Below are 12,907 nucleotides of genomic sequence, written 5' to 3'. Positions count from 1 at the left end.
TGGCGACTTACTGCATGAACCAGCCGTGGCTGACCACCAGCGACTGGCCGGTCAGCGCATTGCTGGGGAAGCCCGCGAACAGCAGGGCCACGCGGGCCACGTCCTCGGTGGTGGTGAACTCGCCGTCCACGGTTTCCTTGAGCATCACGTTCTTGATGACCTCGTCCTCGCTGATGCCCAGCGTGCGGGCCTGCTCGGGAATCTGCTTGTCCACCAGCGGCGTGCGCACGAAGCCCGGGCAGATCACATTGGCGCGCACGCCGTGCTTGGCGCCTTCCTTGGCCACGGTCTTGGCCAGCCCGATCAGGCCGTGCTTGGCCGTGACATAGGGCGCCTTGAGCAGCGAGGCCTCCTTGGAGTGCACCGATCCCATGTAGATCACGCTGCCGCCGCGGCCCTGCGCATACATGTGCTTGAGGCAGGCGCGCGTGGTGAGGAAGGCGCCGTCCAGGTGGATGGCCAGCATCTTCTTCCAGTCGGCAAAGCTGAATTCCTCCACCGGATGCACGATCTGTATCCCGGCATTGCTGACCAGGATGTCGATGCCGCCGAAGGCCCGGGCGGCCTCCTCGACCGAGGCGTTGACCTGGGCCTCGTCGGTCACGTCCACGGCCACGCCCATGGCCTGCGCTCCCGTGGCGCGCAGCTCGGCCGCCGTGGCGTCGGCTGCCTCCATGTTGAGGTCGGCAATGACGATGCGCGCGCCCTCGCTGGCGAACAGCGTGGCGATCTCCTTGCCGATGCCGCTGGCCGAGCCGGTGATGAAGGCGACCTTGTCCTTGAGTTGCATGGTGAGTCTTTCCTGGAGAGTGGATGAAACAGGCCGGTGCCCATCTTCGGCGGGGCCGGCCGCGTGCCCTTGTCGGCGCAGGGACCAGTCTGGCGCCGGTTTCTTAGACGAAACTGAGTCGGCAGGCCCGCAAGTCATGGCCGTGACGGCCGGCCCTTCAGGGCGCGGCGGCCTCGCGGTGCCGGGGCTGCTGGAACAGCTCGCAGACCAGCTCGCGCAGCCAGCGCTTGGCCGGTTCCTGCTCGAAGCGCCAGCTCCAGTGCAGCGACACGTCGAAGCGGTGATCGGGCAGGTCGGCATCGCGCACCGCATAGCCGCCGCGCTCGACAAAGCCGGCCGCGATCTCGGCCGGCATGATCACCGCCAGGTCGGTCTTGCCCACGATGGAGGGCACGGCCATGAAATGCGCGGCCGACAGGCGGATGCGCTCATCGAGCCGCAGCGCCTGCAGGATGCGCAGCGTCTCCGAATGCGAGCGCACCGCCGCGAAATCCAGCTGGCGCAGCGTGGCCAGCGCCAGTGGCGCGTCTTCGGGCAGGTGCGCCAGCGCGGGGTGGCCGCTGCGCAGCAGCACGCCGTAGTGGTCGGACAGCAGCACGGTCTGCCGGGTCCGCGTGCCACCCGGCAGAAAGCCGATGGCGATGTCCAGCGTGCCCCGGTCCAGCGCATCGGCGATGCCGTCCAGCGGCATGGGCAGGGTCTCCAGCTGCACATGCGGGGCGCGCTGGTGCAGCGCCTGCATCAGGGGCGGCAGAAAGCGCGCCTCGCCGATGTCGCTCAGGTGGATGCGAAAGCGCTGGCGCGCCTGCAGCGGCTCGAAGCTCTGGGCCTCGGACATGGCGACTTCGAGCACCTCCAGCGCCTGGCGCACGGCCAGCGCCAGGCGCTCGGCACGCGGCGTGGGGCGCACGCCTGCGTGCGCGCGCTCGAACAGCGGATTGCCCAGCAGCAGGCGCAGCCGCGTCACGGCCTGGCTGGCGGCGGGCTGGGACATGCCCAGCTCCTCGGCCGCGCGGCTGACGCTGCAGTGGCGGTACACGGCGTCGAAGACGCGCAGCAGGTTGAGGTCCAGGTTCTTGATATCCATTTGGTGAATATCTCTTAGATAGTTTATTCAATTGCTGGAAATCATAAGCGCCTGCACCATGGGCACCGACTTCCATGGCCACCGCGCGGCACGCACCGGGCGGCCGGCCCATTTCCCAGGAGACCCCATCTTGCAAGCACCCACCACACCGCGCAGCCAGCCCGCCGAGGCGTCCCCCTCCACCGCGACCTCCACCGCGACCTACACCGTGCGCCATGCCGTGATCGCCATGCTGCGCGAGCTGGGCATGACGCGCATCTTCGGCAACCCGGGCTCGACCGAGCTGCCGCTGTTCCGCGACTACCCCGAAGACTTCTCCTATGTGCTGGGCCTGCAGGAAACCGTGGTCGTGGGCATGGCCGACGGCCATGCCCAGGCCACGCGCAATGCCAGCTTCGTGAACCTGCACTCGGCCGCGGGCGTGGGCCACGCCATGGCCAACATCTTCACGGCCTTCAAGAACCGCACGCCCCTGGTGATCACGGCGGGCCAGCAGGCGCGCTCGCTGCTGCAGTTCGACCCCTTCCTGCACTCCAGCCAGGCCGCCGAGCTGCCCAAGCCCTATGTGAAGTGGAGCTGCGAGCCCGCGCGCGCCGAAGACGTGGCCCAGGCGCTGGCGCGCGCCTACTACATCGCCATGCAGGAGCCGCGCGGCCCCGTGCTGGTCTCCATTCCCGCCGATGACTGGGACAAGCCGGCCGAGCCCGTCACGCTGCGCCATGTGGGCTTCGAGACGCGGCCCGATCCGCGCACGCTGGACCTTATCGGCGATGCGCTGGATGCGGCGCGTGCCCCGGCCCTGGTCGTGGGCGCGGCCGTGGACCGGGCCCAGGGCTGGGATGCCGTGGTCGCGCTGGCCGAGCGCCACCAGGCCCGCGTCTTCGTGGCCCCCATGAGCGGGCGCTGCAGCTTCCCCGAGGACCATCCCCTGTTCGCCGGCTTCCTGCCCGCCATGCGCGAACGCATCGTGCAGCTGCTGTCCGGCCATGACGTGGTCTTCGCCGTGGGCGCGGCCGCCTTCACCTACCACGTGGAAGGCGAGGGCCCGCACATCCCCGAAGGCACGGCGCTCTACCAGCTGATCGAAGACCCGGCCATTGCCGCCTGGGCCCCCGTGGGCACGGCTGCCGTGGGCAATGTGCGCATGGGCGTGGAGGAGCTGCTGCAGCGCCCCGCACCCGCACCGCGCCAGGCGCCCGCACCCCGGCCCGCAGCGCCCGTGCCGGCCGCGCCCGCCGCAGGCGAGCGCATGTCGGTGGCCTTTGCCATGCACACGCTGGCCCAGGTGCGAGACCGCCACAGCATCGTGGTGGAAGAGGCGCCCAGCTCGCGCTCCACCATCCAGACCTACCTGCCTATCTTCCATTCGGGCACCTTCTACACCATGTGCAGCGGCGGCCTGGGCCACAGCATGCCGGCCGCCGTGGGCGTGGCGCTGGCAAAGCCCGAGGCCAAGGTGGTCGCCGTCATCGGCGACGGCTCGGCCATGTATGCCATCCAGGCCCTCTGGAGTGCAGCCCAGCTGCGCCTGCCCATCAGCTTCGTGATCCTCAAGAACCGCCGCTACGCGGCGCTGCAGGATTTCGCCCATGTCTTCGGCTACCGCGAGGGCGAGAAGGTCGAGGGCACGGAACTGCCCGACATCGACTTCGTGGCGCTGGCGCGTGGCCAGGGCTGCGACGGCGTGCATGTGGAGAACGCCGCCGAGCTGTCCGATGTGCTGGCCCGCGCGCTGGCCCATCCCAAGCCCATCGTGGTCGAGGTCGAAGTCGCCTGAGGCGAAGCCCCCTGCAGGAGACAAAGCCATGGAAAACACAAGAAGCATAGGCATCCTCGGCGCAGGCGCCATGGGCACCCTGTTCGGGGCGCGGCTGGCCCGCATCGGCCTGGACGTGACCCTGGTCGACGTGAACGACGAGCTGCTGCAGGCCCTGAACCGCGATGGCGCGCGCTGCCACGCCGATGAGGGGCTGCTGCAGGCCCGCGTGCAGGCCGCGCGGGCCGAGCAGCTCACGGCCGGGCCCGCGCTGTGGCTGGTCTTCACCAAGTCGGCCCATACGCGGGACGCGCTGCAGGGCATTGCCCATCTCATCGGGCCGGACACGCATTTCCTGAGCCTGCAAAACGGCATAGGCCATGCCGATGTGTTGCGTGAAATGGTGCCGCTCGAACGCATCGCCGTGGGCGTGACCACCTGGCCTGCGCGCGTGGTGTCGCCGGGCGAGGTCAGCTCCATGGGGCAGGGCGGTATCCGCTTCATGCCTTGCGACGGCCAGCGCAGCGCGGTCTTCGACCTGCTGGCGGACGACCTCAACCGCGCAGGCATGCATTGCCGCATCGACCCGCAGGTGCAGGAAGCCATCTGGGAAAAGCTGGCCTTCAATGCCGCCTTCAACGGCGTGTGCGCCGTGACGCGCCAGACCGTGGACGGACTGGCCAATCCGCAGGGCGAGGCCCTGCTGCAGCGCGTGCTGGACGAGGTGCTGTCCGTCGCCCATGCCCATGGCGTCGCTGCCAGTGCCGAGCGCGTGGGCGCGGCCGTGCGCGATGCGCTGGACCACCACCGGGGCCACCAGCCCTCGATGCTGCAGGACCTGCTGGCCGGCCGTGCCACCGAGACGGGCGCCATCCACGGCGCCGTGCTGCAGGTGGCCGACCGCCTGGGCATTGCCGTGCCCGTGACGCGCACGCTGCATGCACTGGTCAGCCTGTCGGAGAACGCGGGCGCCGTCGCACCGCGCTGAACGCGCTCAAGGCAAAACGAGCCACTACAAGAAGGAGACAAGATGCTGCGCAGACAAGCACTCAAGGCCGCACTGGCCATAGGCGCCCCGCCCCTGCTGGGCATGGGCACGGCACACGCCCAGACCGGCAAGCCCGTCGAATGGGTGGTGGGCTTTGCCGCAGGCGGCGGCTCGGACGCCGTGGCGCGCGCCGTGGGCGAGTCCTTTGGCAAGGCCCTGGGCCGCACCGTGGTCGTCATGAACAAGCCCGGGGCCGGCACCAACATCGCCGCCGAATACGCGGCGCGCACGCGCGAACTGGGCAGCCTGGTCTTCACGGCCGACTTCGCCACGCTGGCGGCCAACCCCCACCTGTTTCGCAAGCTGGCCTACAACGCCGAGAAGGACTTCGTGCCCATCGGCCTGCTGGCGCGCTTTCCGCTGTTCCTTGTGGTCGGCAACCAGCTGCCGGTGCACAACCTGCAGGAGTTCACGCAGTGGGTGAAGGCCCAGCCAGGCCCCGTCAGCTACGGCAGCCCGGGCCTGGGCACGCCCCACCACCTGGCCACCGAACTGCTGGCCCAGCGCCTGGGCGTGAAGATGTCCCATGTGCCCTATCGCGGCGCGGGGCCGGCCCTGATCGATGTGATCGGCGGCCAGATCCCGTTCATGCTGGCCGACAGCGCGGCGGCGGCCCAGCACATTGCGGCCGGCAAGCTGCGCGTCATCGGCGTGGCCAGCGCCGAGCGTCTCAAGAGCCACCCGGGCGTGCCCACGCTGGCCGAGCAGGGCGTGAAGGATTTCGAGGCCCATGCATGGCAGGGCCTGGTCGCACCCGCAGGCACGGACGACGCCACCGTACAGGCCTGGTCCGTGGCGCTGCAGCAGGCGCTGCGCTCGCCTGCCGTGCTGGCGCGCTTCGAGGCGCTGTCGCTGGAGCCGCTGCCCGGCACGCCTGCGCAGATGCGCGACTACTGGCGCAGCGAAAGCCGGCGCTGGGGCCAGGTCATCGAGTCGGCGGGCATTCGGCTGGACTGATTGCAGCCCCGCCGCCGCCGGGCTCCCATCACGCTTTCAAGAATTCACAACCCAAGGAGACACAGTTCATGCACAAGACAACCCCCTTCAGCCGCTGGCGCCGCCTGGGCCTGCTGGCCCTGCTGGGCGCGACGGCCTCGGTCCCTGCGCTGGCGCAGAAGGCCGGCGACAAATGGCCTGAGCGCCCCGTGCGCCTGGTGGTGAACTTCGCGCCCGGCGGCGCGGCCGATGTGCTGGCGCGCGCCATCACGCCCACCATGTCCCAGGTCCTGGGCCAGTCGGTGGTGGTGGACAACAAGCCCGGCGCGGGCGGCAACATCGGCATCAGCGAAACCGTGCGCGCGCCCAAGGATGGCTACACGCTGCTGCTCAGCTCGGGCGGGGCCATCACCATCAACCCGATGATCTACAGCAAGCTGGCCTTCAATCCCGAAAAGGATTTGACGCCCGTGGCTGCCGTGGCGCGCGTGCATGTGTTCCTGGAGACCAATCCCGCCGTGCCCGCCACCAACGTGGCCGAGTTCATCAAGCACCTGAAGGCCAACCCCGGCAAGCTGTCCTACGGCTCGCCGGGCCAGGGTAGCTCGCCGCACCTGGCCGGCGAGATGTTCAAGCGCATGGCCGGCGTCGATGCCGTGCACGCCCCCTACAAGGGCGCGGGCCCGGCGCTCAGCGACGTGCTCAGCGGGCAGCTGCAGTTCTGGTTCGACCCGGGTCCGGGCCTCAAGCAGGTCGAGGCCGGCAAGCTGCGCCTGCTGGCCATCGGCAGCCCGCACCGCTCGCCGCAGTACCCCAACGTGCCCACGCTGGCCGAAAGCGGCCTGCCGGGCTTTGATGCGGACACGCTGTTCGGCCTCTACGCGCCCACGGGCACGCCCGAGTCTGTGATCGAGGCCGTTCGCACTGCCGTGGCCAAGGCGCTGGAGCAAAAGAACGTCAATGACGTCATCCTCACCCTGGGCGCCACGCCCGCGCCGCTGAGCCGCAAGGCCTTCATCGACCACCACGCCACCGAGCGCGAGCGCTTCGGCGAACTGGTGAAAGCCATCGGCCTGAAAGTGGACTGACCTTTCCTGCAGGCCATCGCCCGCAAGCCGCCCGCTCCGCGCTGGCGGCTTTTTGCTTTCCGGGCCGGGCTGGGCCGGGCCGAGGGGGGCCTTGTGCCGGCCATCTTCTATACGAAGGTATATCCCGCATCCACCAATGAACAGGCCAGCCTTCCCAACAAAGGCTGGCCGCAGGCACTTTCGCCTTTGATAATTCCGGGCACATATTGCACTGCAGCAAACAGGGCTCCCGGCCTGCACGGGGACTGCGCCACCCACACGCAAAGGAGTACCCCATGGCCCCCGATCCTGATTCCGATCCCGATCCCGATCCCGATCCCGATCCCGATCCCGATCCCGATCCCGATCCTGCCAGGCGCTGCCGCGCCGTCCCTTTCCGCCTTTCCCTTCTTCCATTTCTTGATCTGCCCGGACCTGGGCGGAGGCCTGTGATCGCCTGAAGGTGCGAGAGGTCTGCGCGGGTCTATGGCACCCGGAGACCTCAGGATGACCCGCTTTCTCGCTTCTGAACGACCAGGCCGACCCCATGGCCGACCCCATGGCCTGCACCAGCGCCATCCCTTGCTGGCGGCCGCCTGGCCTGTGGGCGGGCTGCTGATCAGCGTGGCCATGGCCGCCTGCAACGGGCCGGCCGAGCCCACGGCAGCCACGCATGCAGCCACCACCGCTCCGCAGCCGGCTCCCGTGCGCCGCGAAGGCAACCTCATCGTGGTGCCCGAAGGCTCGCCGCTGCGCGAGCGCCTGCAGGTGGCCGAGATCGCCCTGCAGCCGCTGCAGACCCGCCTGTCGGCCCCCGCCACCATCGAGGCCGAGCCTGAAAAGCTGGTCCGCATCACGCCGCCGGTGGCGGGCCGCCTGGTGCGCCTGCACCACCAGCTGGGCGATGCGGTGAAGGCCGGCGATGCGCTGATCACCATGGACTCCTCCGAGATCTCCAGCGTGCGTGCCGAGCACGCCAAGGCCCAGGCCGCGCTGCTGCACGCGCGCCAGGAGTTCGACCGCCAGAAGCTGCTGTTCGATGCCGAGATCGCCGCGCGCAAGGACTACGAGGCCGCGCAGCAGGCGCTGGCCGCAGCAGGTGCCGATGCGCGCGCCGCCTCCGATCATCTGTCCCAGCTGGGTGCGGCCGTGCAGGAAGGCTCGCGCGGCAGCTACGTGGTCAAGTCGCCCATCAGCGGCCGCGTGGTCGAGATGGCGGGCTCGCAGGGCGGCTACTGGAACGATGTGAATGCCTCCGTCATGACCGTGGCCGACCTGCGCAAGGTCTGGCTCAGCGCCAGCGTCAGCGAGCGCGACCTGGCCCATGTGGACGTGGGCCAGCAGGCCCACATCGCGCTGGCCGCCTATCCCGACCTGCAGCTGCAGGGCCGCGTGCAGTACGTGGGCGAGCTGGTGGACACCGCCACGCGCAGCGTCAAGGTGCGCGTGGCCGTGGACAACCCCGAAGGGCGGCTGCGCCCCGGTATGTTTGCGCGCGTGGGCTTCGACGCCCCGGCGCGCCAGGCCGTGATGGTGCCGGCCGCGGCCCTGCTGCAGGGCCAGGTCAGCACGCGCGTCTTTGTGGACAAGGGCGGCTGGCGCTTCGAGCCGCGCGACGTGCAGGTCGGCGCGCAGCAGGACGGCCAGGCCGAGATCCTCTCGGGCCTGGCGGCCGGCGAGCGCGTGGTGGTCAACGGGGGAGTGCTGCTGCAATGATCGAGCGCATCGTCAACATCGGCTTTTCGCGCCGCGGCGTGGTGTGGCTGGTCTTTTGCTTCGCGGCCCTGTATGGCGTGTTCAGCTGGAAGCAGCTGCCGCTGGAGGCCTATCCCGACATTGCCGACGTGACCTCGCAGATCGTCACCCAGGTGCCAGGCCTTGCGGCCGAGGAGATAGAGCAGCAGATCACCATCCCGCTGGAGCGCGCCCTGCTGGCCACGCCCGGCATGCACGTGCTGCGCTCGCGCAGCCTGTTCGCGCTGTCGCTGATCACCGTGGTCTTCGAGGACGGCGTGGACGGCTACTGGGCGCGCCAGCGCCTGAAGGAGCGCATCGACGAGGTCACGCTGCCCTATGGTGCCCGCGCCGGGCTGGACCCCTACAGCTCGCCCACGGGCGAGGTCTACCGCTACACGCTGGAAAGCCCCGTGCGCAGCCTGCGCGAGCTGTCCGAGCTGCAGCAGTGGGTGGTGATCCCGCGCCTGAAGAAGGCCCAGTCCGTGGTGGACGTGACCAACTTCGGCGGCCTGACCACGCAGTTCATGCTGGAGCTGGACCCCGCGCGGCTGCTGCAGTACGGGCTGGCGCTGTCCCAGGTGGTCGAGGCCATCAATGCCAACAACGCCAGCGGCGGCGGCAGCGTCATCGACCGGGGCGATGTCTCCTATGTGGTGCGCGGCGTGGGCCTGCTGGGCTCGCTGGACGACATGGGCAACGTGGTCGTCAAGACCACGGACAGCGGCACGCCCGTGCTGGTCAAGGACCTGGGGCGGCTGACCTACGGCAACGTGGAGCGGCGCGGCATCCTGGGCAAGGACGGCAACTCCGACACCCTGCAGGGCATCGTGCTGCTGCTCAAGGGCTCCAACCCCTCGCAGGCGCTGGAGGGCATCCACGCCGCCGTGGAGGAGCTCAACGGCAAGCTGCTGCCGCCCGACGTGAAGGTCGTGCCCTACCTGGACCGCACCACGCTGATCGAGCGCACCACCCACACCGTGGGCAAGACCCTGGCCGAAGGCCTGATCGTCGTCACCCTGGTGCTGCTGGTCTTCCTGGGCAGCCCGCGCGCGGCGCTGATCGTGGCGCTGACCATTCCCATGGCGCTGCTGCTGGCCTTCATCTTCATGCACCACGCGAAGATTCCGGCCAACCTGCTGTCGCTGGGCGCCATCGACTTCGGCATCCTGGTGGACGGGGCCGTGGTCGTGGTCGAGAACATCCTGCGGCGCCGCGAGGCCGACCAGAACCGGCCGCTCACGCCCAGGGACGCCATCACGGCCACGCTGCAGGTGGCGCGGCCCATCTTCTTCGGCATGTGCGTGATCGCGGCCGCCTACCTGCCGCTGTTCGCCTTCGAGCGCATCGAGTACAAGCTGTTCTCGCCCATGGCCAGCGCCGTGGGCGCGGCCCTGGTGGGGGCGCTGGCCGTGGCCCTGCTGCTCACGCCGGCCCTGGCCTGGCTGGCCTTCCGCAGGCCGCGCAGGATCTTCCACAACCCCGTGCTGCACCGGCTGGGCGTGGGCTATGACCGCTTCCTGGGCGCGACCGTGGGCCGCGTGCGCTGGCTGGCTGGGGCCGTGGCGGCCTCGCTGCTGGCGCTGGGCGTGCTGGCCGGCACCATGGGCCGCGACTTCCTGCCGTACCTGGACGAAGGCTCCATCTGGCTGCAGGTGCAGATGCCGCCCGGCATCACGCTGGACAAGGCGCGCGACATGGCCGACGCGCTGCGCAGCGCCGCACTGGAGTTCCCCGAGGTCTCCTACATCGTCACCCAGACCGGGCGCAACGATGACGGCACCGACTACTGGACGCCCTCGCACATCGAGGCCAGCGTGGGCCTGCATCCCTATGGCGAATGGAAGTCGGGCCTGACCAAGCAGCAGCTGATCGCGAAGATGGCCGCGCGCTTCGACCAGTTGCCCGGCTACTCCGTGGGTTTCATGCAGCCCATGATCGACGGCGTGCAGGACAAGCTGTCCGGCGCGCACAGCGACCTCACGGTGAAGGTCTTCGGCCAGGACCTGGCCGAGGACCGGCGCGTGGCCGATGCCCTGGTGGCCGTGCTGGAGAAAGTGCCCGGCGCGGCCGACGTGGCCGTGGACGTGGAGCCGCCGCTGCCCAACCTGCGCATTGCGCTGGACCGCGCCGCTGCCGCGCGCTACGGCATCAATGCCTCCGAGGTGGCGCAGCTCATCTCCACCGGCGTGGGCGGGGCCTCCATCGGCCAGCTCTACGTGGGCGAGCGCAGCTACGACATGGCCGTGCGCTTCACACCCGACACGCGCAGCAGCCCCGAGGCCATCGGCGCGCTGCGCCTGTCGGCCGCCAATGGCGCCCAGGTGCCGCTGGCCGACGTGGCGCGCATCACCACCACCGTGGGCCAGAGCGTCATCGTGCGCGAGGGCGGGGAGCGCCACATCCTCGTCAAGCTCAATGTGCGCGGCCGCGACCTGGCGGGCTTCCTCAAGGATGCGCACACCGCCATCGACCAGCACCTGGACTACGACCGCCAGAAGCTGCACATCGAGTGGGGCGGCCAGTTCGAGAACCTGCAGCGTGCCGAGGCGCGGCTGCTCATGATCCTGCCGCTGACGCTGGGCATCATGCTGGTGCTGCTGTTCGGCGAGTTCGGCAACCTGCGCCAGCCGCTGCTGGTGCTGGGCGTGGTGCCGCTGGCCATGATCGGCGGCTTTGCGGGCCTGCACCTGCGCGGCATGACGCTCAACGTCTCCAGCGCCGTGGGCTTCATCGCGCTGTTCGGCGTGGCCGTGCTCTCGGGCGTGCTCATGGTCTCGCAGATCAACCGGCTGCGCCGCGAGGACGGCCTGGGCCTGCGCGAAGCCGTGCTCGAAGGCGCCTCCAGCCGCATGCGCCCCGTGCTGATGACGGCCACCGTCGCCGCCTTCGGCCTCACGCCGGCCATGCTGGCCACGGGCCTGGGCAGCGACGTGCAGCGGCCCCTGGCCACGGTCGTGGTCTGCGGCCTGTTCAGCGCCACCTTGCTGACCCTGCTGCTGCTGCCCAACCTCTACTACGTGATCGAGGCCCGTGCCGTCCGCGCGGCCGAGCGCCGCCAGCGTCGTGCCGCTGAACGCGGTGAGAGCGGCGATCCGGATGCCGCCGAGGACGAGGGCGGGCATCGCACCGCAACGAGCCAACCCCATTGATGCGAGTCGCCATGCAAACGACCCCTTTCTTCCCCAGGCAGGCCCTGGCCCTGCTGCTGTGCCTTGGCGCCGCAGCCCAGGCGCAGACGGCGCCGTCCGCTGGCCTGCGCTTTTCCGACTACCTCAACGCCGTGGAGCAGCACAGCCCCCTGCTGCGCTCGGAGGAGCAGGGCGTGGAATCCGCGCGTGCCGGCATCGGCATCGCCGGCATACGCCCCGACCCCAGCCTCACGCTGGGCGCCTCGCGCGAGCAGGTGCGCACCGGCCAGCCCCGGCCCACCACGCGCAACTACGAGATCAGCATGGAGCTGGAGACGGGCGGCAAGCGCGCCGCGCGCATTCAGTCCGCACGCAGCCAGGTGCGCCTGTCCGAGGCCGGCCTGGAAGGCGTGCGCAGCCAGCTGTTCTCCGATGCCGCCCAGGACTACACCCAGGCCTGCCGCGACTCGCTGGCGCTGGAGCGCAAGCAGCAGACGCTGAAGGCGCTGGGCGATGTGGTGCAGGCCAACGAGCTGAGGCGCAAGGCCGGCGACATCGGTGGCGTGGAATGGCTGCAGTCGCGCGTGGAGCGCGACCGCTTCCAGGCCGAGGTGGTGCAGGCGCGCGCCGAGGCGCAGACCGCACGGCTGGCGCTGTCCGTCCCGCTGGGGCGCCGCCTGTCCGAAGTCTTTGCCAGCGACACGCTGCAATGCGGCTTCATGGAATTGGCCGAAGACTCGGGACTGGAGGATGCCGACGCCCTGGTCGCCCAGGCGCTGCAGTCGCGCGCCGAGGTGCGCATCGCCCAGGCGGCGCTGGAGCATGCGCGCGACAACGCGGGCCTGGCCCGGGCCAACCGCTGGGTCAATCCCACGCTGGCCGTGGGCATGGCCGCCGTGCCCGCCACGGCCGGTGGCACGGACGCCCAGGGCAATCCCTTCGATGGCGGCGGGCGCTCGCGCACGCTGTCGGTCTCGGTCAGCGTGCCGCTGCCACTGTCGCGCCTGGACCGGGGCGACCTGGTGCAGGCCGAGGCGGCCGTCACCCAGGCCATGCTGGCCCTGCAGCAGGCCCAGAACCGGGCCGAGGCCGATGTGCGCGCCGCCCGCTTTCGCCTGAGCGCCGCGCGCGAGAACGTGCAGCGCTACCGCGACGGCGTGCTGCGCGATGCGCAGCGCGTGCTCGAAGGCATGCGCCTGTCCTACCGGCATGGCGAGGCTTCGCTGCTGGAGCTGCTGTCCGCCCAGCGCTCGGCCGACGAGGCCTACCTGGGATCGCTGGAGGCAGAGACCGAGCTGGCCAAGGCCACGGTGGAGCTGCAGCTGAGCGTGGGCCGCCGGCCAGTGTTGTGAACCCCC

At 70.1% G+C, this 12,907-nt stretch carries 10 protein-coding genes; 8 read left to right on the top strand and 2 right to left on the bottom strand.

The window, feature by feature from the left end:
• Positions 1-7: 7 nt before the first annotated feature.
• Entirely contained in the window at positions 8-790 is a 783-nt protein-coding gene (locus tag DTS01S_RS15535; protein WP_061288057.1) for a 3-hydroxybutyrate dehydrogenase, read from the bottom strand.
• 157 nt (positions 791-947) lie between these two features.
• Positions 948-1,877: a LysR family transcriptional regulator gene (locus tag DTS01S_RS15530; RefSeq protein ID WP_016453174.1), complete on the bottom strand. Its 930-nt coding sequence runs from the start codon at positions 1,875-1,877 to the stop codon at positions 948-950.
• A gap of 208 nt (positions 1,878-2,085) precedes the next feature.
• Between DTS01S_RS15530 and mdlC the strand changes: the two genes are divergently transcribed.
• The 8 genes from mdlC to DTS01S_RS15495 all read left to right on the top strand — a co-directional run bounded on the left by mdlC (position 2,086) and on the right by DTS01S_RS15495 (position 12,901).
• Positions 2,086-3,654 carry a benzoylformate decarboxylase gene (mdlC, locus tag DTS01S_RS15525; RefSeq protein ID WP_217649275.1) on the top strand — a complete coding sequence of 523 codons (1,569 nt, stop codon included), beginning with the start codon at positions 2,086-2,088 and terminating at the stop codon, positions 3,652-3,654.
• Positions 3,655-3,682: 28 nt separating this feature from the next.
• Positions 3,683-4,621, top strand: coding sequence for a ketopantoate reductase family protein (locus DTS01S_RS15520; RefSeq protein ID WP_061288053.1), 939 nt, complete (start codon positions 3,683-3,685; stop codon positions 4,619-4,621).
• 42 nt (positions 4,622-4,663) lie between these two features.
• Entirely contained in the window at positions 4,664-5,638 is a 975-nt protein-coding gene (locus tag DTS01S_RS15515; protein ID WP_017404490.1) for a Bug family tripartite tricarboxylate transporter substrate binding protein, read from the top strand.
• A 68-nt stretch (positions 5,639-5,706) separates the two neighbouring features.
• Positions 5,707-6,705 carry a Bug family tripartite tricarboxylate transporter substrate binding protein gene (locus DTS01S_RS15510; RefSeq protein ID WP_016447958.1) on the top strand — a complete coding sequence of 333 codons (999 nt, stop codon included), beginning with the start codon at positions 5,707-5,709 and terminating at the stop codon, positions 6,703-6,705.
• A gap of 275 nt (positions 6,706-6,980) precedes the next feature.
• On the top strand, positions 6,981-7,145 hold the full coding sequence (locus DTS01S_RS31060; protein WP_174538904.1) for a hypothetical protein: 165 nt from the start codon (positions 6,981-6,983) through the stop codon (positions 7,143-7,145).
• 46 nt (positions 7,146-7,191) lie between these two features.
• Positions 7,192-8,400, top strand: a complete 1,209-nt coding sequence (locus tag DTS01S_RS15505; protein ID WP_026062913.1) for an efflux RND transporter periplasmic adaptor subunit — start codon at positions 7,192-7,194, stop codon at positions 8,398-8,400.
• Positions 8,397-11,570 carry an efflux RND transporter permease subunit gene (locus DTS01S_RS15500; RefSeq protein WP_017407493.1) on the top strand — a complete coding sequence of 1,058 codons (3,174 nt, stop codon included), beginning with the start codon at positions 8,397-8,399 and terminating at the stop codon, positions 11,568-11,570. The genes DTS01S_RS15505 and DTS01S_RS15500 overlap by 4 nt, the downstream gene beginning before the upstream one ends.
• 11 nt (positions 11,571-11,581) lie before the next feature.
• Entirely contained in the window at positions 11,582-12,901 is a 1,320-nt protein-coding gene (locus tag DTS01S_RS15495; protein WP_016447955.1) for a TolC family protein, read from the top strand.
• The last annotated feature ends 6 nt before the right edge of the window (positions 12,902-12,907 follow it).

It is taken from the genome of Delftia tsuruhatensis NBRC 16741 (assembly GCF_001571325.1).
Lineage (GTDB): Bacteria > Pseudomonadota > Gammaproteobacteria > Burkholderiales > Burkholderiaceae_C > Comamonas > Comamonas tsuruhatensis.
The sequence above is the reverse complement of the archived record's forward strand: the minus strand, read 5'-3'. Positions and strand labels throughout refer to the sequence as shown.